The following is a 24,134-nucleotide window of genomic DNA, read 5'->3' on the forward strand; positions in this document are numbered from 1 at the left end:
TCAGGCCGGTGAGTAAAATGGCTTTCTTCCTCGTTGACAAGAAGAATGCCTCCCATGCTGGAACTCGACTTCTACGGCACGCTGGTTGCCGCCTCCCTGGTCCTGCTGCTGGGGCATGGCCTGGTGAAACGCGTCGCCATCCTGCGTACCTACAACATTCCTGAGCCAGTGGCCGGCGGCCTGGTCGTTGCGCTGATATTGCTGGGCTTGCGCAGTTTCGACCTGAAAGTTCAATTCGACAGCTCTTTGCAGGCACCGTTGATGCTGGCCTTCTTTGCCACCATCGGCCTGAACGCGGACTTCGCCAGCCTGAAAAAAGGTGGCCGCGTGGTGGGTATATTCCTGCTCGCAGTCACCGGGCTGTTACTGGTGCAGAACGCCATGGGCATCGGCCTGGCCACAGCGCTGGGGCTGGACCCGCTGATGGGCCTGCTGACCGGTTCCATCACCTTGTCCGGTGGCCATGGCACCGGCGCGGCCTGGGGGAGCACTTTCAGCGAAAAGTACGGCCTTGCCTCGGCCTCGGAACTCGCCCTGGCCTCCGCCACCTTTGGCCTCGTGCTCGGCGGCCTGATCGGTGGGCCGGTTGCCCGCCTGCTGATCAAGCGCGTGCAGGCGCCCGGTGTCGAACATGCGATGTCGCGCCTGCCCAAGGGGTTCGAAGAACCGCAAAAGGAGCGCCTGATCACACCGTTTTCATTCATCGAAACCCTGGCGCTGATCTCGGTCAGCCTGCTCGGTGGCACACTCCTCAATGCCCAGCTACAAGGCACGGTGTTCGAACTACCCACCTTCGTCTGCGTCCTGTTCGTGGGTGTGTTGCTACGCAACGGGCTTTCTGCGCTGGGCCTGTACCAGGTGTTCGAACGGGAGGTGTCGGTACTGGGCAATGTCAGCCTGTCACTGTTCCTGGCAATCGCGCTGATGTCGCTCAAGCTGTGGGACCTCGCTGCTCTGGCCCTGCCATTCCTGATCATCCTGGCCGCGCAGACATTGCTGATGGCGCTGTTCGCGGTCTTTGTGACGTTCCGGGTCATGGGTAGCAATTACGACGCGGCAGTACTGGCTGCAGGGCACTGCGGGTTCGGCCTGGGCGCCACGCCGACCGCCATCGCCAACATGCAAGCGGTAACCCACCGCTTCGGGCCTTCGCAAATGGCGTTTCTGGTGGTACCGATGGTGGGCGCGTTCTTCATCGACATCATCAATGTGATCGTGATCAAGCTGTACCTGGCACTGCCCATGTTCACTGTGGGTTAAGCCTTCACCCTACGATGTATTGATTTCAATACACCGTATTGAAATCAATACACCGCTTCACGCCCCGCGCTGAGCAAGGGTTTGATCCCCAAACCCTTTTTCCGCCCGCCTCGACTGTAGCGATTTCACTACAGCTGAACGAAAAAACCGTTGAGAAAAATATACAAGCCATTGTTTTATAACGGTTTTTTAAGCATGGCCGCATTATTGCAATGGGAATCCCAACCCAAGAGCGCGGACGCACCGCGCCCAACGCCCTGCTTTCCGAGGATTCCCCATGAGCGAGTTGCGTTTCACTGAAGATCACGAATGGCTGCGCGTCGAAGCCGATGGCAGCGTCACCGTGGGCATCACCGCCTACGCCCAGAACGCCCTTGGCGATGTGGTCTATGTGCAACTGCCTGAGCTGCAGGCGTACGACAAAGGCGCCGAAGCCTCCACCGTCGAGTCGGTGAAAGCCGCCAGCGGCGTGTACATGCCCCTGACCGGTGAAGTGGTCGCCGTCAACGACGGCCTCAACGACAGCCCAGAGCGGGTCAACGAGGACCCGCTGGGCGAAGGCTGGTTCTTCCGCTTCATCCCTGCCGACATGAGCGAAGTCACCGCCCTGCTTGACCAGGACGCCTATGACCGCCTGATCAAAGCCAACGACGACGCCTGAGGAATTCGACCATGACCATCAACCTCGGCACCGCCAACGAATTCATCGCCCGTCACATCGGCCCCCGCGCCGCCGACGAGCAAGCCATGCTCGCCACCCTGGGCTTCGACTCGCTGGACGCCATGACCGCTGCGGTCATCCCTGACAGCATCAAAGGCACCAGCGTGCTTGGCTCGGAAGATGGCCAGAGCGAAGCCGATGCCCTTGCTGCACTCAAGGCCATCGCCAGCAAGAACGCTCTGTTCAAGAGCTTCATCGGCCAGGGCTACTACAACACCCACACTCCGGCGCCGATCCTGCGCAACCTGCTGGAAAACCCGGCCTGGTACACCGCCTACACCCCGTACCAGCCAGAAATTTCCCAGGGTCGCCTGGAAGCGCTGCTGAACTTCCAGACCCTGATCAGCGACCTCACCGGCCTGCCCATCGCCAACGCATCCTTGCTCGACGAAGCCACAGCCGCTGCCGAAGCCATGACCTTCTGCAAGCGCCTGTCGAAGAACAAGGCCAGCCACGCCTTCTTCGCCTCCGTGCACTGCCACCCGCAAACCCTCGAAGTGCTGCGCACCCGTGCCGAGCCGCTGGGCATCGAGATCGTGGTGGGCGACGAGCGTGAACTGGGCGATGTCAGCGCCTTCTTCGGCGCCCTGCTGCAGTACCCGGCCAGCAATGGCGAAGTGTTCGACTACCGGGAAGTCGTCGCGCGCTTCCACGCAGCCAACGCCCTTGTCGCCGTTGCCGCCGACCTGCTGGCCCTGACCCTGCTGACCCCGCCGGGCGAGTTCGACGCCGATGTGGCCATCGGCAGCGCCCAGCGCTTCGGCGTGCCACTGGGCTTTGGTGGCCCGCACGCGGCCTATTTCGCTACCCGCGATGCCTTCAAGCGCGACATGCCGGGCCGCCTGGTCGGCGTGTCGATCGACCGCTTCGGCAAGACCGCCCTGCGCCTGGCCATGCAGACCCGCGAACAGCACATTCGCCGCGAGAAGGCCACCAGCAACATCTGCACCGCCCAGGTGCTGCTGGCCAACATCGCCAGCATGTTCGCCGTGTACCACGGCCCGGCAGGCCTCAAGCGCATTGCCGAACGCACCCACGCGCTGACCGCGATTCTGGCTGCCGGCCTGAAAACCCTGGGGCTCGAAGTGGTTGGCGAAACCGCCTTCGACACCCTGACCCTGGCCACCGGCGGCGCTACTGCAAGCCTGCATGACAAGGCCCGCACCCTGCGCATCAACCTGCGCCAGATCGACGCCGCTCACCTGGGCATGTCGCTCGACGAAACCAGCACCCAGGCCGACGTCGAAGCCCTCTGGCAACTGCTCGGCGCTGGCCAGGCCCAGCCTGACTTCGCTGCCCTGGCCGCCAGCACCGGCTCGCGCCTGCCAGCCGCCCTGCTGCGCCAGTCGGCCATCCTCGAACACCCGGTGTTCAACCGCTACCACAGCGAAACCGAGCTGATGCGCTACCTGCGCCGCCTGGCCGACAAGGACCTGGCGCTGGACCGCAGCATGATTCCGCTGGGCTCGTGCACCATGAAGCTCAACGCTGCCAGCGAAATGATCCCGGTGACCTGGGCCGAGTTCGGCAACCTGCACCCGTTCGCTCCGGCCGAACAAAGCCAGGGCTACCTGCAGATGACCACCGAGCTGGAGGCCATGCTCTGCGCCGCCACCGGCTACGACGCCGTGTCGCTGCAACCCAACGCCGGCTCCCAGGGTGAATACGCAGGCCTCTTGGCCATTCGTGCCTACCACCGCAGCCGTGGCGAAGGCCACCGCGACATCTGCCTGATCCCGTCTTCGGCCCACGGCACCAACCCGGCGACCGCACACATGGCCGGCATGCGCGTGGTGGTCACTGCGTGCGACGCCCGCGGCAACGTCGATGTCGAGGACCTGCGCGCCAAGGCCATCGAACACCGCGAGCGCCTGGCCGCGATCATGATCACCTACCCGTCGACCCACGGCGTGTTCGAGGAAGCGATCGGCGAGATCTGCGCGATCATCCATGACAACGGCGGCCAGGTGTACATCGATGGCGCCAACATGAATGCCATGGTCGGTCTCTGTGCCCCGGGCAAGTTCGGTGGCGACGTGTCGCACCTGAACCTGCACAAGACCTTCTGCATCCCGCATGGCGGTGGCGGCCCGGGCGTCGGCCCGATCGGCGTCAAGTCGCACCTGGCGCCGTTCCTGCCGGGCCATGCTGCGCTCGAAAACACCGAGGGCGCGGTGTGCGCCGCACCGTTCGGCAGCGCCAGCATTCTGCCGATCACCTGGATGTACATTCGCATGATGGGTGGCGCCGGCCTCAAGCGTGCTTCGCAGATGGCAATCCTCAACGCCAACTACATCGCCCGCCGCCTGGAAGAGCACTATCCTGTCCTGTACACCGGTGGCAATGGCCTGGTCGCCCACGAATGCATCCTCGACCTGCGCCCGCTCAAGGACACCAGCGGCATCAGCGTCGATGACGTGGCCAAGCGCCTGATCGACTTCGGTTTCCATGCGCCGACCATGTCGTTCCCGGTGGCCGGCACGCTGATGATCGAACCGACCGAAAGCGAGTCAAAGGAAGAACTGGACCGCTTCTGCGACGCGATGATCCAGATCCGCGAAGAGATTCGCGCGGTGGAGAACGGCAGCCTGGACAAGGACGACAACCCGCTGAAGAACGCCCCGCACACTGCGGCCGAGCTGGTTGGCGAATGGGCCCATGGCTATAGCCGCGAGCAGGCGGTGTACCCGCTGCCGAGCCTGGTGGAGAGCAAGTACTGGCCGCCGGTCGGCCGGGTCGACAACGTGTTCGGCGACCGCAACCTGGTGTGCGCCTGCCCGTCGATCGAGAGCTATCAGGACGCCTGATAGCCCCAGGATTGACACATAACCTGTGGGAGCGGGTTTACCCGCGAATGCGACAGTGGCTTCACCTCCGCCTTCGCGGGTGAACCCGCTCCCACAGGGACAAGTGTCCGCCCAAACAACCTGGTAGGAGGTCACCATGTCACTGAGCGTCTTCGACCTGTTCAAGATCGGCATCGGCCCCTCCAGCTCCCACACAGTCGGCCCGATGCGCGCCGCCGCGCGCTTCGCCGAAGGGCTGCGCCGCGATGGCCTGCTGGCCAGCACCGTTTGCGTCAAGGCCGAGCTGTACGGCTCGCTCGGCGCCACCGGCAAAGGCCACGGCAGCGACAAGGCGGTATTGCTCGGCCTGGAAGGCGAGCACCCTGATACCGTCGATACCGAATCCATTCCCGCCCGCCTGCAGGCCATCCGCACTACCGGCCAGCTCAGCCTGCTCGGTGAGCAGACCATTGCCTTCAACGAAAAGCAGCACCTGGCGATGATCCGCAAGCCCTTGGCCTATCACCCCAACGGCATGATCTTTCGTGCGTTCGATGCAGCCGGATTGCAAATCCGCAGCAGGGAATACTACTCGGTGGGTGGCGGTTTCGTGGTGGACGAGGACGCCGCCGGCCAGGACCGCATCGTCGAGGACAGCACCGTGCTGGCCTACCCGTTCAAGACCGCCAAGGAACTGCTCGGCCACTGCACCGCGCAGCACCTGCCGGTCAGCCAGGTGATGCTGGCCAACGAGGCCGCCTGGCGCCCGGAAAGCGAAACACGCAGCGGGTTGCTGCACATCTGGCAGGTGATGCAAGACTGCGTCGAAGCCGGCTACCGGCACGAAGGCATCCTGCCCGGCGGGCTCAAGGTCAAGCGCCGCGCCCCGGCGCTGTACCGTCAACTCAGCCGCCATCCGGAGGCCAGCCTGCGCGACGCACTGTCGGTGCTCGACTGGGTCAACCTCTACGCCCTGGCAGTAAACGAGGAAAACGCCTACGGCGGGCGCGTGGTCACCGCGCCCACCAATGGCGCGGCGGGCATCGTTCCGGCGGTGTTGCACTACTACATGCGCTTCGTCCCGGGTGCCAGCGAAGACGGAGTGGTGCGTTTTCTGCTCACCGCTGCCGCCATCGGCATCCTGTACAAGGAAAACGCCTCGATTTCCGGGGCTGAAGTCGGCTGCCAGGGCGAGGTCGGCGTGGCCTGCTCGATGGCCGCGGGGGCGCTTTGCGAAGTGATGGGCGGCACCCCGCAGCAAGTGGAAAACGCCGCTGAAATCGGCATGGAACACAACCTCGGCCTGACCTGCGACCCGATCGGTGGCCTGGTTCAGGTGCCCTGCATCGAACGCAACGCCATGGGCTCGGTGAAAGCCATCAACGCCGTACGCATGGCGTTGCGCGGTGACGGGCAACACTACGTGTCGCTCGACAAGGTGATCCGCACCATGCGCCAGACCGGCGCCGACATGAAAAGCAAATACAAGGAGACCGCCCGCGGCGGTCTGGCCGTCAACATCATCGAATGTTGACCCGATAACAAACAAAGGAGTCATCGATGTCCGAAACACTGCAAAAGACCCCGCTGCACGCCCTGCACCTTGAACTGGGCGCGCGCATGGTGCCGTTCGCCGGCTTCGACATGCCGGTGCAGTACCCGCTGGGCGTGCTCAAGGAGCACCTGCACACCCGCGAACAGGCTGGCCTGTTCGACGTCTCGCACATGGGCCAGATCGTCCTGCGTGGCGCCGATGCAGCCAAGGCCCTGGAGTCCCTGGTGCCCGTGGACATCATCGACCTGCCAGTCGGCATGCAGCGTTACGCCATGTTCACCAACGAGCAAGGCGGTATCCTCGACGACCTGATGGTCGCCAACCTCGGTGACGACACCCTGTTCCTGGTGGTCAACGCGGCCTGCAAGGACCAGGACCTGGCCCACCTGCAGGCACACATCGGCAGCCGTTGTGAAGTGCAGCCCTTGTTCGAGGCACGTGCCCTGCTCGCCCTGCAAGGCCCGGCTGCAGTCAAGGTGCTGGAGCGCCTGGCACCAGAAGTGGCAAGCATGACTTTCATGCAGTTCCGCCCGGTCAAACTGCTGGGTGAAGACTGCTTCGTCAGCCGCTCGGGCTATACCGGCGAAGACGGCTATGAGATCTCGGTGCCGACTGGCGCAGCCGAAGCCCTGGCCCGTCGCCTGCTTGCCGAGCCTGAGGTGCAGCCTATCGGCCTGGGTGCGCGCGACTCCTTGCGCCTGGAAGCCGGCCTGTGCCTGTATGGCCACGACATGGACACCAGCACCACGCCAATCGAAGCCAGCCTGCTCTGGGCAGTGTCCAAGGTTCGTCGCGCCGACGGTAGCCGCGCCGGTGGCTTCCCGGGCGCCGAGGCGGTATTCGCTCAACAGCAACAAGGTGTAGCGCGCAAACGAGTGGGTTTGTTGCCGCAAGAGCGTACCCCCGTGCGCGAAGGTGCGGATATTGTTGATGCGTTCGATAAAACTGTTGGCAAAGTGTGCAGTGGCGGTTTCGGCCCGACACTCGGCGCCCCGGTTGCAATGGGCTATGTCGATATCGAACACAGTGCACTCGACACTGCACTGTTTGCCTTGGTGCGTGGCAAGAAGGTTGCCTTGAAAGTCAGCAAAATGCCTTTCGTTCCACAGCGTTACTATCGTGGTTGAAGGTAGGGTCTGAGGTTTGCGGGCAGGTTGCAGATATTCGATTTCGAACCTGCCCAATAACTTTTGAACATGGCGCCAGGCCAGGCACCATGCCGTTTCCGACAAATCTGTCGGTTCTCGGCAAAACGCCAATTTTCCATACGACCAAGGGCTTGTTTTTTTCTCGGGAGTTGGCGTAGAGTCACTGCACTGTGTTTGCATGGGTCGCAACAGTTCGTGACCTGGGCCAGTAGCCGAAATTTGCTACAACCCGTTCGACGTCTCTTACTTTCCTGCAACCCAGCCCAGTACTCTTTCACACTTATATAACGTGAAAGAAACTGTCATCAAAATTCAAGCTTCATAGGAAATAAGACAATGGCTGAGCGTCAGAACGGTACCGTCAAGTGGTTCAATGACGAAAAAGGTTACGGTTTCATCACCCCAGAAAGCGGTCCGGATCTGTTCGTACACTTCCGTGCCATCGAAGGTAACGGCTTCAAGAGCCTGAAAGAAGGCCAGAAGGTTACCTTCGAAGCAGTCCAAGGCCAAAAAGGCATGCAGGCTGACAAAGTCCAGCCTGTCTAAGCACAAGCCCGACTCCCCAAAGCCCCTGCCATGTGCAGGGGCTTTTTTTTGCACGTAGAATAGCGGCTTCGCCATTCGGAGCTGTTCTGCATGCCCAAGCCTCTGCTCTCCCCCCAGGGTGATTTCCCACCAGTCGGCCTGGGCCGACGCCTGGCGGCGATGTTCTACGACTTCCTGTTGTGTACCGCACTGCTGATCGTCACCGCAGGGGCCTACAAGATGATCCAGATGGCGATCATCGGCGAAGCCCGCATGCGTGAACTGACCGAGGCCGGGGCGCTGGATGGCGACCCGCTGCTCTCGACCATTCTGCTGTTCGCCCTGTTCGGCTTCTTTGCCAAATTCTGGACCCATGGCGGCCAGACCCTTGGCATGCAGGTGTGGGGCGTGCGCGTGCAGAACGCTGATGGCAGCGCGATCAGCCTGTGGCAGGCACTGTTGCGTTTCGTGGTGTCGATTGCCTCCTGGCTGTGCCTGGGGCTTGGGTTCTTCTGGTCGCTGATCGACAAACGCCAACGCGGCTGGCATGACATCTATTCGGAAACCCAGCTGGTGCGGGTGCCCAAGCAGAAAAAGTAGGCACAAAAAAGCCGACCCCGGGGTCGGCTTTTTCTTTTGCGTCAGCTCATCATCCAGCCCGGCGCAACAACCAAAGGCCGGCCACGGCACAGATACCCGCCGGGATCACCACCGCCAGCAGCGGCGGGAACCCGAACACCTGGCTCGACGGGCCCAGCAGGTCCTGGCCAATGCGGAACACGAAGCCCACCAGCACACCGGTGAACACGCGCTGGCCAAGGGTTACCGAACGCAGGGGGCCGAAGATGAAGGAAATCGCCATCAATACCAGGGCGGCGGTCACCATCGGCTGCAGCACCTTGGTCCAGAACGCCAGCCAGTAGCGCGCGTTGTTCAGGCCCTGGTCGGACAGGTAGTGGATGTAGTCCCACAGCCCGGTGATCGACAGCGACTCGGGGGCCATGATCACCGTATTGAGCAGTTGCGGTGTCAGCGAAACGTCCCAGAGCTCGCTCGGCGCCGTCACCACTTCGGTATGGTCACCGCGGAAGTGAGTGGTGCTGATATCGCTGAGTGTCCAGTGGTCATCGGTGTACTGGGCCCGACGCGCAAAGCTCGAAGTCTGGATCTTGCGCTCGTTGTCGAAGCGGTAGCGAGTCACGCCCAGCAGCAAGCCATTGGGCTGCACGGAGTTGATGTGCACGAACTCCTCGCCCTGGCGGTGCCACATGCCATGCCTGGAGCTTTGCGCTTCACCACCACCCTGGGCCAGCGAACGGTCGGCCTGGGCCTTGTTCTCGGTGACCGGGGCGACGTATTCACCAATCAGCAGGCCGACCACCATCAGCACCAGCATCGGTTTCATCACCGCCCAGACGATGCGGCCGATGGAGACACCGGCGGCACGCATGATGGTCAGCTCACTGTTGCTGGCCAGGCTGCCGAGACCGATCAGGCAGCCGATCAGCGCCGCCATCGGCAGCATTTCGTACAGGCGCCGAGGCGCAGTCAGCAGGACGAAATTACCCGCATCCAGCAAGGTGTAGGTGTCGCTCAGTTCGCCCATCTCGTCGATGAAGGCGAACAGCGAGGCCAGGCCGAGAATGATCCCCAGCACGGCCAGAATGGCCAGCAGCACGCTCTGGCCGATATAGCGGTCGAGCTTAGCCATGGGCCACCTCCGCACGACGGGCAGCCATTTTCAGGCGCAGCGGTTCCCAGTACATCAGGGCCAGGCCGATCAGCAGGAACAGGCCGTGCACCCACCAGATGCCCAGGCCAATCGGCAACTTGCCCTTCTCAAGGGCGCCGCGTACGGAAATCAGCATTGTCAGGTAAGCCATGTACAGAAGAATCGCCGGCAGCAGCTTGAGGAAGCGGCCCTGGCGTGGATTGACCCTGGCCAGCGGCACCGCCATCAAGGTCACGATGAACACCAGGATCGGCAGCGACAGGCGCCATTGCAACTCGGCACGCTCGCGCAGGTCGGTCTTACTGAACAGCTCAAGGGTCGGGATCGCTTCGCGATCGGTCACTTCCTCGGCGACTTCCGGCTTTGGCAGCAATACACCGTAGGTGTCGTACTTGATGGCACGGTAGTCCGCCTGGCCCGGGTTACCGTCGTAGCGGTAGCCGTTCTCCAGCACCAGATAGCGATTGCCATCGGCCTGTATTTCCTGATGGCCTTTCTCGGCGACCAGTACCGAAGGAGCACGGTCCTTGGTCTTGTCCTGATTGAAGCGCTTCTCGGAAATGAACACCCCGGCCAGCTTGACGCGGTCGTCGGACAGCTGCTCGGTGTAGGTGACCCGAGAACCGTCGCGCAAAGTCTGGAAGCGGCCCGGCACCAAGGTGTCGAACTCCGTCATGGCATCCTGTTGGGCAATGATCTTCTGCACCTGAGCTACGCCCAAGGGTGACAGGCTCAGGCTCAGCCAGGCGACCAGCAATGCGACCAGCGCAGCTGGCGCCATGGTCAGGCCCAGCAGACGCTGCTGGCTCATGCCGGTCGCCGAAAGCACGGTCATTTCGCTTTCCAGGTACAGCCGGCCATATGCCAGGAGAATCCCGAGGAACAGACCTAGCGGCAGAATCAGCTGCAGGAAACCTGGCATGCGGAAACCCATGATCAGGAACAGCACGCCCGGATCGAGGATGCCCTGGGCCGCCTGGGCCAGGTATTTGATGAAACGCCCGCTCATGATGATTACCAACAGCACGGCGCTGACGGCGCTCAAGGTCACCAGGACCTCGCGGGACAGATAACGAAAGACGATCAAACCAGACACTCCTGGGTTGTCAGGGGCGGACTGCCAAACATTGGCCTGTGACAGCCAGGACCAAAGCTGGTTCGCCAAAGGCGAACCTCCATATAAAGTGCGCGCATTATCCTGTGATTGGTGGCGCCTGTCACTTGGCTGCGCATGAAGGCCCACATCGGGCTTGTCAGCACACTTGCCAGAGGCTCAAACTGGCAGCTTTTCCACTGGTGCGCGACATCGCGGCCAGGCCCGTCCAGAGCGCGAAAACGCATAGCGCCAACTGCATAGATCATTCGGGGACCCTGACATGGAACTGGTTGTAAAAAGCGTAGCTGCTGCATCCGTAAAAACCGCCACTCTGGTCGTGGCGGTCGGTGAAGGGCGCAAGCTCGGTACTGTCGCCAAGGCCATCGACCAAGCCTGCGAAGGCGCTATCAGTGCGGTGCTCAAGCGCGGCGACCTGGCCGGAAAACCAGGCCAGACCCTGTTGCTGCAGAGCCTGACGGGCCTGAAGGCCGAGCGCGTGCTGCTGGTCGGCAGCGGCAAGGACGAAGCCCTCGGTGACCGCGCATGGCGCAAACTGGTCGCCAGCGTGGCCGGCGTGCTCAAGGGCCTGAACGGCAGCGATGCCGTGCTGGCACTGGACGATATCGCCGTCAGCAACCGCGACGCTCATTACGGCAAGTACCGCCTGCTGGCCGAGACCTTGCTCGACGGCGAATACGTGTTCGACCGTTTCAAGAGCCAGAAGGCCGAGCCGCGCGCCCTGAAGAAAGTCACCCTGCTGGCCGACAAGGCCGGCCTGGCCGAGGTCGAACGCGCCGTCAAGCACGCCAGCGCCATCGCCACCGGCATGGCCTTCACCCGCGACCTCGGCAACCTGCCGCCCAACCTGTGCCACCCGAGCTACCTGGCCGAGCAGGCCAAGGACATGGGCAAGGCCCACAAGGGCCTGAAGGTCGAAGTCCTGGATGAGAAGAAGATCAAGGACCTGGGCATGGGCGCGTTCTATGCCGTGGGCCAGGGCAGCGACCAGCCACCGCGCCTGATCGTGCTCAACTACCAGGGGGGCAAGAAGGCCGACAAGCCGTTCGTACTGGTGGGCAAGGGCATCACCTTCGATACCGGCGGCATCAGCCTCAAGCCAGGCGCCGGCATGGATGAAATGAAATACGACATGTGCGGCGCCGCCAGCGTGTTCGGCACCCTGCGTGCGGTCCTCGAGCTGCAACTGCCAATCAACCTGGTATGCCTGCTGGCTTGCGCCGAGAACATGCCGAGCGGCGGTGCCACACGCCCAGGTGACATCGTCACCACCCTGAGTGGCCAGACCGTCGAAATCCTCAACACCGACGCCGAAGGCCGCCTGGTGCTGTGCGACACCCTGACCTACGCCGAGCGCTTCAAGCCGCAGGCGGTGATCGACATCGCCACCCTGACCGGTGCCTGCATCGTCGCCCTGGGCAGCCACACTTCGGGCCTGATGGGCAACAATGACGAACTGGTCGGCCAACTGCTCGACGCCGGCAAGCGTGCCGACGACCGCGCCTGGCAGCTGCCGCTGTTCGACGAGTACCAGGAGCAACTGGACAGCCCGTTCGCCGACATGGGCAACATCGGCGGGCCGAAAGCCGGCACCATCACCGCAGGCTGCTTCCTGTCGCGTTTCGCCAAGGCTTACAACTGGGCGCACATGGATATCGCCGGCACGGCCTGGATCAGCGGCGGCAAGGACAAGGGCGCCACCGGTCGCCCGGTCCCGCTGCTGACCCAGTACCTGCTGGACCGCGCTGGCGCCTGATGCCGTGAGGCCTGTGGCGCCCCGGGCGCCGCAGGCTGGCAGAGCACACCATGAGCAAAGTCGATTTCTATATCCTGCCCACCGACTCGCTGTCAGCGCGGCTGGATTTCGCCTGCAAGCTGTGCGAGAAGGCCTGGCGCCTCGGCCACCGGGTCTACCTGCACTGCCAGGACGCCGAGCAGCGCAACGAGCTGGATCAACGCCTGTGGCGCTTCAAGGGCGAAGCCTTCGTGCCCCATGACCTGGCGGAAGAGCACGCGCACGCCTCAGTGGCCCTGGGCCTGGCGGACGATGCCGGCGAGCACCGTGACCTGCTGATCAACCTGGGAGCCGATGTACCGGGCTTCGTTGGCCAGTTCGAGCGGGTTGCCGAGATCGTTGTCGAGGCGCCCGGCATTCGCCAATCGGCCCGCGAGCGGTTCCGTTTCTACCGCGAACAGGGCTATGCTCTGCAAGACCACCGCTTACAGCGACTTTAACGACGATGGACAAGCCTTCCGCCCTACCCGATTCCTCCCATCTGCTGGACGACCTGGAGTCGATTCGCCAGTTGCTCGGCGATGCCGACCTGCAGCCGCCGCTGCTGACCGAAACGGTCGAGCAGATTCCGCTGTTGCTCGACGTGCCTGCAGGCAACGCGGCGCCGGCACCTGATGCCGAGCCCGCAGCAACTGAGCCCGAGGATGATCCGCAAACCCGCCGCCAGGACACCCTGCTGCACCTGGAGAGCGAGTTGCGCGCCGCGGCGCAGATGATCATGCAAGACGTGATCAACGACTTTACCCCGCATATCGAGAACGAAATCAAGCGCCGCCTGGATGCGCGGATCGAGCGCCTGATCAAACGTTCCGAGTAAGCCTGAAAATCGGCGGCGCCTGCTTCGCGGGCAAGCCCGCTCCCACAGGATCACCACCATTCTGAAGACTGTGCTGCACCTGTGGGAGCGGGCTTGCCCGCGAAGCAGGCGCCACTGTTCCGACAGTTGTCAGCAGCTTGTCGCCTGCGGCCCCCAGCTTGGTTATACTTCCCGGCTTTCCCGAATAAATGCACAGGGTCCCGCCGCGCATGGATAAGACCTACCAGCCGCACGCCATCGAAACTTCCTGGTACAACACCTGGGAGTCCGAGAACTATTTCGCTCCACAAGGTGCAGGTGAGTCCTACACCATCATGATCCCGCCACCGAACGTGACGGGCAGCCTGCACATGGGCCACGGCTTCAACAACGCGATCATGGACGCCCTGATCCGTTTCCGCCGCATGCAAGGCCGCGACACCCTGTGGCAGCCAGGTACCGACCACGCCGGTATCGCCACGCAGATGCTGGTCGAGCGCCAGCTCGAGGCCAAGGGCCAGAACCGTCACGACCTGGGCCGTGAAGCGTTCCTGGAAAAGGTCTGGGAATGGAAGGATCAATCCGGTGGCAACATCAGCCGCCAGATCCGTCGCCTGGGCTCCTCGGTAGACTGGAGCCGCGAGCGCTTCACCATGGACGACGGCCTGTCCGAGGCGGTCAAGGAAGCCTTCGTGCGCCTGCACGAGGATGGCCTGATCTACCGCGGCAAGCGCCTGGTCAACTGGGACACCAAACTGCACACGGCCATCTCCGACCTCGAAGTGGAAAACCACGACGAGAAGGGCCACCTGTGGAACCTGCGCTACCCGCTGGCCGACGGCGCCAAGACCGCCGAGGGCAAGGGCTACCTGGTGGTTGCCACCACCCGCCCGGAAACCCTGCTGGGTGACGCCGCCGTTGCCGTCAACCCGACCGACGAGCGCTACCAGGCACTGATCGGCAAGTTCGTCGAGCTGCCGCTGGTCGGCCGTCGCATCCCGATCATCGCCGACGACTACTGCGATCCGGAATTCGGCACTGGCTGTGTGAAGATCACCCCGGCCCACGACTTCAACGACTACGAAGTCGGCAAGCGCCACAACCTGCCGCTACTGAACATCTTCGACAAGAATGCGCTGGTGCTGTCTGCCGCCCAGGCCTTCAACCTCGACGGCAGTGTCAACGAGCAGTTCGACACCAGCCTGCCCGCCCAGTACGCCGGCCTCGACCGCTTTGTCGCGCGCAAGCAGATCGTCGCTGACCTGGACGCCCAGGGCCTGCTGGTCAGCATCGACGACCACGCCCTGAAGGTGCCGAAGGGCGACCGTTCTGGCACCGTCATCGAGCCGTGGCTGACCGACCAGTGGTACGTCTCTACCAAGCCGCTGGCAGAACCCGCCATCGAAGCCGTGGAAGATGGCCGCATCCAGTTCGTGCCCAAGCAGTACGAGAACATGTACTTCTCCTGGATGCGTGACATCCAGGACTGGTGCATCAGCCGCCAGCTGTGGTGGGGCCACCGCATCCCGGCCTGGTACGACGAGGCTGGCCAGGTCTATGTCGGCCGCAATGAAGAAGAAGTGCGCGCCAAGCACAACCTCGGCAGCGATGTGAACCTGCGCCAGGACGACGACGTGCTCGACACCTGGTTCAGCTCGGGCCTGTGGACCTTCTCCACCCTGGGCTGGCCGGAGCAGACCGAGTTCCTCAAGAAGTTCCACTCCACCGATGTGCTGGTGACCGGCTTCGACATCATCTTCTTCTGGGTTGCGCGCATGATCATGCTGACCATGCACCTGATCAAGAACGAAGACGGCACCCCGCAGGTACCGTTCAAGACCGTTTACGTGCACGGCCTGGTGCGCGATGGCCAGGGCCAGAAAATGTCCAAGTCCAAGGGCAACGTCCTGGACCCGCTGGACATCGTCGACGGTATCACCCTCGATGCCCTGCTGGAAAAACGCACCAGCGGCATGATGCAGCCCAAGCTTGCCGAGAAAATCGCCAAGCAGACCAAGGCCGAGTTCCCTGAAGGTATCGCCAGCTACGGCACCGACGCCCTGCGCTTCACCTTCTGCTCGCTGGCCTCCACCGGCCGCGACATCAAGTTCGACATGGGCCGCGTCGAAGGCTACCGCAACTTCTGCAACAAGATCTGGAACGCCGCCCGCTACGTGCTGGACAAGGGCGAGGACTGCGGCCAGAACGGCGAAGCCTACGAGCTGTCGCTGGCCGACCGCTGGATCATCTCGCAGCTGCAGCGCACCGAAGCCGAAGTGACCCGCCAGCTCGAGCAGTTCCGTTTCGACCTGGCCAGCCAGGCGCTGTACGAGTTCATCTGGAACCAGTACTGCGACTGGTACCTGGAGCTCTCCAAGCCTGTGCTGTGGGACGAGAACGCCCCGGTCGAACGCGCCCGTGGCACCCGTCGCACCCTGGTGCGCGTGCTGGAAGTGGCGCTGCGCCTGGCACACCCGTTCATGCCATTCATCACCGAAGAAATCTGGCAGCGCATCGCGCCGCTGGCCGGCATCGAAGGCAAGACCATCATGCTGCAGCCATGGCCAGTGGCCAATGAAAGCCGCATCGATGCCGCCGCCGAAGGTGATATCGAGTGGCTGAAAGAGCTGATGGTCGGCCTGCGCAACATCCGCGCCGAGATGAACATCGGCCCGGGCAAGCCACTGCCGCTGTTCCTGAAGAACGCCAACGCCGACGACCAGCGTCGCCTGCAGGAAAACGAAGCCCTGCTGAAGAAGCTGGCCAAGGTCGAATCGTTCACGGTGCTCGGCGACGCCGACGAAGCACCGCTGTCGGCTACCGCCCTGGTTGGCGACTTGCAGGTGCTGGTGCCAATGGCCGGCCTGATCGACAAGGACGCCGAGCTGGCTCGCCTGAACAAGGAAATCCAGCGTCTGCAGGGTGAAGTCCAGCGCGTGGGCGGCAAGCTGTCCAACGCTGCCTTCGTCGACAAGGCACCGCCTGCGGTGATCGAGAAGGAGCGCGCCAAGCTGGCCGAGTCCGAGCAGGCCCTGGCCAACTTCACCGAGCAGCATGCGCGGATTGCAGCGCTGTAATTTCTAGAGAGACCGATGGGGCCGCTGTGCGGCCCTTTCGCGACACAAGGCCGCTCCTACAGGGACGGTGCCGGTTTTAGAGGCGCCGCTATCCTGCAGGAGCGGCCTTGTGTCGCGAAAGGGCTGCAAAGCAGCCCCACGGCTGCAACACCGGATCCGACCATGACCGACAAACCCACCCTGCACCCGCGCAACCGCCACCAGGGCCGCTACGACTTCCCCAGCCTGATCAAGGCCCACCCTGACCTGGCCCGTTTCACCCTCACCAACCCCCACGGCAAACCCAGCATCGACTTCGCCAACCCAGAAGCCGTGCGCGTGTTCAACCGCGCGTTGCTCAAGGCGCAATACGGCATCCAGCACTGGGATATCCCTGCCGATTACCTGTGCCCACCGATCCCAGGCCGCGCCGACTACATCCACGTGGCCGCCGACCTGTTGGCCGAGGACAATGCCGGCGAGGTGCCCAGGGGCGCCCAGGTTCGGGCACTGGACATTGGCGTAGGCGCCAACTGCATTTATCCGTTGCTCGGTCATAGCGATTACCGGTGGCGCTTCCTCGGCTCTGACATCGACCCAGTTGCACTGGCCTCGGCCAAGGCCATCGTCCAGGCCAACGGTTTGAGCAAGGGCATCAGCCTGCGCCAGCAAGCCAACCGCAAGCACATCCTCAGCGGCCTGCTGCAAGAAGATGAACGCTTCGACCTGACCCTCTGCAACCCGCCCTTCCATGCCTCACGCGAGGAAGCCACCCGTGGCAGCCAGCGCAAGTGGAAGAACCTCGGCAAGCAAGACCCCAAGCGCAAGCTGCCAGTGCTCAACTTCGGTGGCCAGAATAACGAGCTGTGGTGCGAGGGCGGCGAGATCCGCTTCGTCACCCAGCTGGTCAACGAAAGTGCGCAATACGCGCAGCAAGTGCTGTGGTTCACCAGCCTGGTGTCCAAGGCCAGCAACCTGCCCGGCATCGAGGCGGCGCTGAAGAAGGCCGGCGCCAAGGCCGTGCGCATCGCCGAGATGGGCCAGGGCCAGAAGCAGAGCCGCATGGTCGCCTGGAGCTTCCAGGACACCGCGGCTCGCCAGGCCTGGCACGCCCAGCGTAAATCGCAGGCATGAAAAAACCGCGCCCCGGCAAGCCGGGCGCGGTTTCGTCAATGCGTCAACGAATTACTTGTTGACTGCGTCGGTCAGGCCCTTGGCCGGAACGAACTTGACGACTTTCTTGGCAGCGATTTCGATGGCAGCGCCAGTCGAAGGGTTGCGGCCGGTACGGGCAGGACGCTCGGAGACTTTCAGCTTGCCGATGCCTGGCAGGGTGATTTCAGCGCCGTTTTCCAGTTGGTCGGCAACGATCTGGCCCAGTTGCTCCAGCGCGTTGCGAGCGGTGGTTTTTGGCGCGTCGATGGCTTCAGCGATGTCGGCAATCAGTTGGTCTTTGGTCAATGCCATGGTGGTGTTCCTTCCCTATCTAATTCAGTGGTTATGCAGCGTTCTACGACGTTATCGGGCCAGCCCCTGAGAACTGGAGGGCCGCGCCAATCGCGCATGTAGATGCGTAAATCGACGTTTGGTTCGACACGGCATGAACACGCTGCCAGCAATGCGCCACACAGGGTGCGCAAGACCGCGCAAAGCTACCACAGGAATGGATAAATATCCGCTACCCGCTTCGATTTAGTGCAGGTTTTTCGGGGGTTCTAGCCGAAAACCCACAAATTTGAACAAAAAACGAACAACCGGCATTTCTGCCAACATCCGGCCACTGCAGCGCCTGTTGTCTGGGGTAAACTGGACGACTTTTGCAGCGCGGCTTGCGGCCGCCCCAGACTCACCGAGAATTCCATGCCAATCCGTCATTGCATCGTTCACCTGATCGACAAGAAGCCCGATGGCAGCCCCGCCGTGCTCCATGCACGGGATACCGAGCTGGGCGCATCGGACGCCATCGAAAACCTCCTGGCCGACCTCAACGACAGCTACAACGCCAAGCAAGGCAAGGCCTGGGGCTTCTTCCACGGCGAGTCTGGTGCCTACCCGCTCAGTGGCTGGCTGAAGCAATATCTGGAAGAAGAGAAAGACTTCGCCGGGTTCAGCCGGGTGGCGGTCGAGCACCTGCAAAAGCTGATGGAAGAGTCCAACCTCTCGACCGGCGGCCACATCCTGTTCGCCCACTACCAGCAAGGCATGACCGACTACCTGGCCATCGCCCTGCTGCACCACAGCGAAGGCGTGGCAGTGAACGCCGAACTGGACGTGACGCCGTCGCGCCACCTCGACCTCGGCCAATTGCACCTGGCAGCGCGCATCAACCTGTCGGAGTGGAAGAACAACCAGAACTCCAAGCAGTACATCTCGTTCATCAAGGGCAAGAACGGCAAGAAGGTGTCGGACTACTTCCGCGACTTCATCGGCTGCCAGGAAGGCGTCGACGGCCCGGGCGAGACACGCACGCTGCTCAAGGCCTTCAGTGACTTCGTCGAAAGCGAGGACCTGCCGGAAGAAGCCGCCCGCGAGAAGACCCAGACCCTGGTGGAGTACGCCACCACTCAGACCAAGCTCGGTGAACCGGTAACCCTGGAAGAGCTTTCGAGCCTGATCGACGAGGACCGCCCAAAGGCCTTCTACGACCATATCCGCAACAAGGACTACGGCCTGTCGCCGGAAATCCCTGCGGACAAACGCACCCTCAACCAGTTCCGCCGCTTCACCGGGCGTGCCGAAGGCCTGTCGATCAGCTTCGAGGCGCACCTGCTGGGTGATAAGGTGGAGTATGACGAAGCCGCCGGCACCCTGATCATCAAAGGCCTGCCGACCACGCTGGTGGATCAGCTCAAGCGCCGCAAGGACTGATCAGACGGCCACATAGGAGGCGACCAGCGCCTCCTTGGCCGACTTGCGCAACTTCTTCACAAGCCGTTCCTGGCGCAGCGCTTCGCCCTTGTCCGGCCACTGCTCCACATAGACCAGCGCCTGGGCCGGGCTGGTCTTGAAATAGCGGGCGCCCTGGCCTTTCTGATGGGCAGCGAAACGCCGCTGCGGGTCGTCGCTGATACCGCAGTACAGCGAGCCATTGGCTGCCCTTACCAGATACACGTACCACGGTTTGCACAGCGGGGTTTCGGCGACTTCTTTGACGATGCTCATGGCCGACAGCTTAACCGCTCAACTCGCTTGCTGGAACGCTCGCAGGCCTTTGAAAGCCTGCTGGCGCACCTTGTTCTGCAGCATAGGCGACCAGCCCAGCAACAGCCCTGGCGTTCCCAGTGCCTGACGTGACCAGCGCCACAGGTCGAAGCTGTCGTCATGCTGGCAGATCAGCCCGTCGCGCATGACGAAGCGCGCCTGGATATCGTTGACCACGGTGCGGCCAGTCTGGCTGAACAGGTAGGTGGCAACCCAGTGGGCACAGCCGCTGCGCTGGTCGGCTTGGACCTGATCGAACGTCAGCGAGAAATCCTTGGCACGGGTGGTGAGCATGCGCCACATGTCGCCGGCATCGCGGCCGCGCAGGGTGCCGAATACCGGGTCGCTGAAGACGATGTCGTCGCTGTAGCAGGCCACCATGGCCTCGGCGTCCAGGCGCTGAAAGGCCTGATAGAAGCGGGTGATCAGGTCACGGTTGGCGTCGCTCATGGGGGCTGGTCCGTCCTGGGAATGGGAAGTTGCACGATAATCTGCCCCGCCTGCATACGCCAGTACCGGCCTCTTCGTGGGCAAGACCGCTCCCACGGTCGTCGCGATCCCTGTGGGAGCGGGCTTGCCCGCGAAGAGGCCTGTAAGGCCACCCTCAATGTCAGAGCTTTTCGCTGGTCACCTGCACATGCATAGCCCGCCCAGCACCAAGCCCAAACACGATCGCCCCGACGCCAAGCACAGCGAAAATCCAGCCCACCGCCGCCCAGCCCCCGGTCACGTCATGCACCAGGCCGACCGCAAACGGGCCCATGGACGCCAGGGTATAACCCACACCCTGGGCCATGCTCGACAGGTTCGCCGCCACATGGGCATCCTTCGAGCGCAGCACGATCAGTGTCAACGCCAGGGCAAAGGTACCGCCCTGCCCCAGCCCCAACAGCACCGCCCAGCCCCACAGCCCGTCGACAGGTGCATACAGGCAACCGAACAGGCCCGCCAAGGTCACCAGCATCACGATCACGATGGCCAGGCGCTGGTCCTTGCCGCGGGTCGCCAGCCAGGGGGCACTCAGCGAGCTGACCAGCTGCACGATCACCGACCCGGACAGCACCAGGCCGGCCTCGGTCGGGCTCAGGCCACGGCCGATGAGAATCGACGGCAACCAGCCAAAGACGATGTACGCCAGTGACGACTGCAACCCCATGTACAGCGTTACCTGCCACGCCAGCGGATCACGCCAAAGCCCCCGCACCCGGTAGGCGACCTTGTGCATGCCGTGGCCCTGGCGCGCTTGCGGCAACCAGATGAGCATGGCCAGCAGCGCCGGTATCATCCAGAAGCCCAGGCCAAGGGCCCAGTTGTCATCGAAATGCTGGGTCAGCGGCACGGTGGCCCCGGCCGCCATGGCCGCCCCCAGGCACAGGGCCATGGTGTAGACGCCAGTCAGCGTACCCGCATGCTGCGGGAAATCGCGCTTGACGATACCCGGCAGCAGTACGCCGATGATGCCGATGCTGGCCCCGGCCATCACGCTGCCGATGAATACGCCGGCAGCCCCCAGGGCGCTGCGCACCACGATACCCAACGCCAGGGTGAGGAGGATGCCAAGGATCACCCGCTCGCTGCCAAAGCGGCGCGCCAGGACCGGCGCCAGCGGTGCGAACAGCCCCAGGCAGAGCACCGGCAAGGTGGTCAGCAGGCCAGCCTCGGAGGCATTCAGGCCGAGCCCCACGGCGACCTGGCCAAGCACAGGCGCCATGCTCGACAACGCCGGGCGCAGGTTCAACGCCACCAGCACAAGGCCCAGCAGCAACAGCCAAGGCCGCCGCAGAGCCGGCGGTTGTTGTTGCACCTGGGCATCGTCGGCTTCGGCGTCGATCAGCAGTTCTTCCAGGTCTCGCTCGCGGGCAGGCGCGTCTCGGGTCATTGGTTCAGCCATGGCCTTCTCGTCTTCAGGATTCGATGAGGGTCCGGCTCAGGGCCTTGGCCCGCTCCGGATCGCGTTGTTCGATGGCGTCGAGGATCTGCCCGTGCAGGTCGAAAGTCGCCTGGCTGCGCGGCACGGTCGCCATGTTGTGTTGCAGCGCGGCGGCCACCACACCGGAAAAGTAACGGTACAGCTCGCTCAGAGCCGGGTTGTGCGCGGCGTCGATCAACCGCTGGTGGAACACCAGGTCGCAACTGACATAGGCATCGACATCACCGTGAAAGTGCTCGGCACTGTCGGTCAGTGCCGCACGCAAGCCTTGCAAGTCTTCGTCGGTACGGCGCAATGCCGCAAGGCCGATCGCCTCGGTTTCGAGGATGTGCCGAGTCTCGCGGGCCTGCTCCAGGGTGCAGCGCGACATCGCCTGCACGGCCTGCAGCGGGTCCTGGCATGTACGCAAGTAACTGCCGTCACCCTGGCGGATTTCCACCAGGCCACTGAATGCGAGCACACGCATGGCCTCGCGCACAGTGTTGCGGCTGATGCCCAACTCCAGTGCCAGCACCGGCTCGGTCGGTAGCCGCTGCCCGACTTGCCAGTCGCCTTGCACAATCCGCTCACGCATGCGCTCCACGGCCAACTCGACCAATGAACGCTTGGTCAATTCACTGTTCATTTCATTCAACCAATCATCCGATGAATTGCCCGAGCATAATGGAACGCGTTCCGGACATCAATTCAACTGGCATTGCTACCAGTTGCCAGTTCAATGCCTTGTTGCAACGCTTGGCTCCACGCCATCAAGGCCCCGTTCATGCTCACTTCCAACGTGCTGCGGTTGGTTGCACGGGTTGCAGCCATACGGCTGCTCGGCCTGTCTTCCAAAGGCTGCGACCAGAGACAACCGCCAACGCAACCCAAGACACTGATCATCGGCATAGTTGCAGCACTATGAAAAACTGGGCGGCGACACAAACCTGCATAAGCACCTGTTTTACGGCAAGGCCTATGCGGGCGGTATTACCGGCCGGGCCAGCGAGCAGGCCACTGTCAGCACTGAACCAACCGAGCATTCCGCAGGACAATCCTGGGCCCAACAACTTGTATGGCTACGCGGCGCAAATGTCGGTGGCCTCGACTGTGCTCAGGCACATGGGGCTCGACCTGCTGCCGGAATGGAAACTGGATGGTACGCCGCTGCTGGGCACCACCGGCGTACGGAAAGCACGGGCTATTGAAGGTGACGCCAAGCTGTTGTGGAACAGCGACTCACAAGGCACTGTGATCATTCACAAAAATGACCAGATAGTCGCGAACGTCCCGGCTTACCTGCAGCAATGGACTGATCCACAGGGCATGCGCCAGGCCAGCGACTATGTGCTCGAGCTTGATGACACACCGATAGCCGTGCGAACCCGGCCGGTCAGCAAGCCATTCATCATCGAGCAAAGCCGCTAGTGATATACGCGGCATGGTCTGCAGGAGCGAGCTCGCCCGCCCCTGCGGTACGCCATGCTCAGTTCAGCGCATCGATCAACGCCTGGTTCATCTCTGGCGTGCCAATGGTAATACGCAGGAACTGGGCAATCCGCTCCTGTTTGAAGTGACGCACGATCACCCCTTGCTCACGCAGACGCGCCGCCAGCTGCGCGGCATCCTGTTGCGGATGGCGGGCGAAGATGAAGTTGGCCGCCGATGGCAGCACTTCGAAGCCCTTCGCCACCAGTTGCTCGACCAGCGCTTCACGGCTGTCGATTACCTTGCGGCAGGTTTCCTCGAAGTAGGCCTGATCTTCGAACGCCGCCGCTGCACCCACGATGGCCATACGGTCCAACGGATAGGAGTTGAAGCTGTTCTTGATCCGTTCCAGCGCTTCGATCAGGTCCGGGTGGCCGACAGCCAGACCAACCCGCAGCCCGGCCAGCGAGCGCGATTTCGACAGGGTCTGGGTCACCAGCAGGTTGTCGTAGCGGTCCACCAGGCTGATAGCCGTCTCACCACCGAAGTCGATGTAGGCTTCATCCACCACCACGACCGAATCACGGTTGGCCTGCAGCAACTGCTCTATCGCTTGCAGCGGCAGCAGGCAGCCGGTTGGCGCGTTAGGGTTGGGGAAGATGATCCCGGCATTGACCTTGGCGTAGTCGGCGATGCGGATCTGGAATTGCTCGTCCAGTGCCACCTGCTCGAACCCGATGCCATACAGGCCACAGTAGACCGGATAGAAGCTGTAGCTGACATCCGGGAACAGCAGCGGACCGCGATCGTGCTGGAACAAACCGTGGAAAATGTGCGCCAGCACTTCGTCCGAGCCGTTGCCGACAAATACCTGGGCCGGGGTGACGCCGTAGTACTCGGCCACCGCCTGCTTGAGCCGGTCACTGTTCGGGTCCGGATAAAGGCGCAGGTTGTCGTTCAGTTCCGCACGCATGGCCTCCAGCGCCTTGGGCGACGGGCCATACGGGTTCTCGTTGGTGTTCAGCTTCACCAGGCGGGCCATTTTGGGCTGCTCGCCCGGCACGTAAGGTACCAACGCCTTGACGAAGGGGCTCCAGAATCGACTCAT

Annotated in this window: 22 protein-coding genes; 14 read left to right on the forward strand and 8 right to left on the reverse strand. The window is 62.8% G+C overall.

Features of this window, described 5'->3' with window-relative positions:
• Positions 1-54 precede the first annotated feature (54 nt).
• From gltS to APH27_RS09295, 7 genes are all read left to right on the forward strand, one after another.
• Positions 55-1,260, forward strand: a complete 1,206-nt coding sequence (gene gltS, locus APH27_RS09265) for a sodium/glutamate symporter (RefSeq protein ID WP_027920182.1) — start codon at positions 55-57, stop codon at positions 1,258-1,260.
• A 277-nt stretch (positions 1,261-1,537) separates the two neighbouring features.
• A complete protein-coding gene (gene gcvH, locus APH27_RS09270) occupies positions 1,538-1,921 on the forward strand; it encodes a glycine cleavage system protein GcvH (protein ID WP_027920183.1) in 384 nt (127 codons plus the stop codon).
• Positions 1,922-1,932: 11 nt separating this feature from the next.
• Entirely contained in the window at positions 1,933-4,788 is a 2,856-nt protein-coding gene (gcvP, locus tag APH27_RS09275; RefSeq protein ID WP_060484640.1) for an aminomethyl-transferring glycine dehydrogenase, read from the forward strand.
• A gap of 136 nt (positions 4,789-4,924) precedes the next feature.
• Positions 4,925-6,301: an L-serine ammonia-lyase gene (locus tag APH27_RS09280; RefSeq protein ID WP_060484641.1), complete on the forward strand. Its 1,377-nt coding sequence runs from the start codon at positions 4,925-4,927 to the stop codon at positions 6,299-6,301.
• Between the two features lie 26 nt (positions 6,302-6,327).
• Entirely contained in the window at positions 6,328-7,449 is a 1,122-nt protein-coding gene (gene gcvT / locus APH27_RS09285; protein WP_027920186.1) for a glycine cleavage system aminomethyltransferase GcvT, read from the forward strand.
• 357 nt (positions 7,450-7,806) lie between these two features.
• Entirely contained in the window at positions 7,807-8,016 is a 210-nt protein-coding gene (locus APH27_RS09290; RefSeq protein ID WP_016392187.1) for a cold-shock protein, read from the forward strand.
• Between the two features lie 90 nt (positions 8,017-8,106).
• Positions 8,107-8,595 carry an RDD family protein gene (locus APH27_RS09295; RefSeq protein WP_027920187.1) on the forward strand — a complete coding sequence of 163 codons (489 nt, stop codon included), beginning with the start codon at positions 8,107-8,109 and terminating at the stop codon, positions 8,593-8,595.
• Positions 8,596-8,644: 49 nt separating this feature from the next.
• Here the strand turns inward: APH27_RS09295 and lptG are convergent, their stop codons facing one another.
• Both lptG and lptF read right to left on the reverse strand, forming a co-directional pair.
• A complete protein-coding gene (gene lptG, locus APH27_RS09300) occupies positions 8,645-9,706 on the reverse strand; it encodes an LPS export ABC transporter permease LptG (RefSeq protein WP_060484642.1) in 1,062 nt (353 codons plus the stop codon).
• Positions 9,699-10,814: an LPS export ABC transporter permease LptF gene (gene lptF, locus APH27_RS09305; protein ID WP_027920189.1), complete on the reverse strand. Its 1,116-nt coding sequence runs from the start codon at positions 10,812-10,814 to the stop codon at positions 9,699-9,701. The genes lptG and lptF overlap by 8 nt, the downstream gene beginning before the upstream one ends.
• 289 nt (positions 10,815-11,103) lie before the next feature.
• Here lptF and APH27_RS09310 point away from each other — a divergent pair, with 289 nt between their 5' ends.
• From APH27_RS09310 to rlmF, 5 genes are all read left to right on the forward strand, one after another.
• On the forward strand, positions 11,104-12,597 hold the full coding sequence (locus APH27_RS09310; RefSeq protein WP_027920190.1) for a leucyl aminopeptidase: 1,494 nt from the start codon (positions 11,104-11,106) through the stop codon (positions 12,595-12,597).
• Between the two features lie 50 nt (positions 12,598-12,647).
• Positions 12,648-13,076, forward strand: coding sequence for a DNA polymerase III subunit chi (locus tag APH27_RS09315; protein WP_027920191.1), 429 nt, complete (start codon positions 12,648-12,650; stop codon positions 13,074-13,076).
• 5 nt (positions 13,077-13,081) lie between these two features.
• The gene (locus tag APH27_RS09320) at positions 13,082-13,453 is read left to right on the forward strand and encodes a hypothetical protein (protein WP_027920192.1); all 372 of its coding nucleotides are present in this window, start codon (positions 13,082-13,084) and stop codon (positions 13,451-13,453) included.
• A gap of 209 nt (positions 13,454-13,662) precedes the next feature.
• On the forward strand, positions 13,663-16,509 hold the full coding sequence (locus APH27_RS09325; RefSeq protein WP_027920193.1) for a valine--tRNA ligase: 2,847 nt from the start codon (positions 13,663-13,665) through the stop codon (positions 16,507-16,509).
• A 162-nt stretch (positions 16,510-16,671) separates the two neighbouring features.
• Positions 16,672-17,622 (forward strand): 23S rRNA (adenine(1618)-N(6))-methyltransferase RlmF, encoded by a 951-nt coding sequence (rlmF, locus tag APH27_RS09330; RefSeq protein ID WP_060484643.1) that lies wholly within the window; start codon positions 16,672-16,674, stop codon positions 17,620-17,622.
• A gap of 51 nt (positions 17,623-17,673) precedes the next feature.
• On the opposite strand, the gene APH27_RS09335 is transcribed toward rlmF, so the two are convergent.
• Complete coding sequence (locus APH27_RS09335) at positions 17,674-17,955, reverse strand: HU family DNA-binding protein (protein WP_027920195.1); 282 nt, start codon at positions 17,953-17,955, stop codon at positions 17,674-17,676.
• A 393-nt stretch (positions 17,956-18,348) separates the two neighbouring features.
• Between APH27_RS09335 and yejK the strand changes: the two genes are divergently transcribed.
• Complete coding sequence (gene yejK, locus APH27_RS09340) at positions 18,349-19,356, forward strand: nucleoid-associated protein YejK (protein ID WP_060484644.1); 1,008 nt, start codon at positions 18,349-18,351, stop codon at positions 19,354-19,356.
• On the opposite strand, the gene APH27_RS09345 is transcribed toward yejK, so the two are convergent.
• The 4 genes from APH27_RS09345 to APH27_RS09360 all read right to left on the reverse strand — a co-directional run bounded on the left by APH27_RS09345 (position 19,357) and on the right by APH27_RS09360 (position 22,244).
• Entirely contained in the window at positions 19,357-19,650 is a 294-nt protein-coding gene (locus APH27_RS09345) for a GIY-YIG nuclease family protein (protein WP_060484645.1), read from the reverse strand.
• Positions 19,651-19,668: 18 nt separating this feature from the next.
• Positions 19,669-20,139, reverse strand: a complete 471-nt coding sequence (locus APH27_RS09350; RefSeq protein ID WP_027920198.1) for a nuclear transport factor 2 family protein — start codon at positions 20,137-20,139, stop codon at positions 19,669-19,671.
• Between the two features lie 160 nt (positions 20,140-20,299).
• Positions 20,300-21,580: an MFS transporter gene (locus tag APH27_RS09355; RefSeq protein ID WP_060484646.1), complete on the reverse strand. Its 1,281-nt coding sequence runs from the start codon at positions 21,578-21,580 to the stop codon at positions 20,300-20,302.
• Between the two features lie 13 nt (positions 21,581-21,593).
• Positions 21,594-22,244, reverse strand: a complete 651-nt coding sequence (locus APH27_RS09360; RefSeq protein ID WP_060484647.1) for a FadR/GntR family transcriptional regulator — start codon at positions 22,242-22,244, stop codon at positions 21,594-21,596.
• A 275-nt stretch (positions 22,245-22,519) separates the two neighbouring features.
• Between APH27_RS09360 and APH27_RS26365 the strand changes: the two genes are divergently transcribed.
• Positions 22,520-23,026 (forward strand): hypothetical protein, encoded by a 507-nt coding sequence (locus tag APH27_RS26365; protein ID WP_156335869.1) that lies wholly within the window; start codon positions 22,520-22,522, stop codon positions 23,024-23,026.
• Between the two features lie 58 nt (positions 23,027-23,084).
• Here the strand turns inward: APH27_RS26365 and hisC are convergent, their stop codons facing one another.
• Positions 23,085-24,134, reverse strand: coding sequence for a histidinol-phosphate transaminase (gene hisC, locus APH27_RS09370; RefSeq protein WP_060484649.1), 1,050 nt, complete (start codon positions 24,132-24,134; stop codon positions 23,085-23,087).

Source organism: Pseudomonas sp. NBRC 111123, assembly GCF_001320205.1.
Lineage (GTDB): Bacteria > Pseudomonadota > Gammaproteobacteria > Pseudomonadales > Pseudomonadaceae > Aquipseudomonas > Aquipseudomonas putida_J.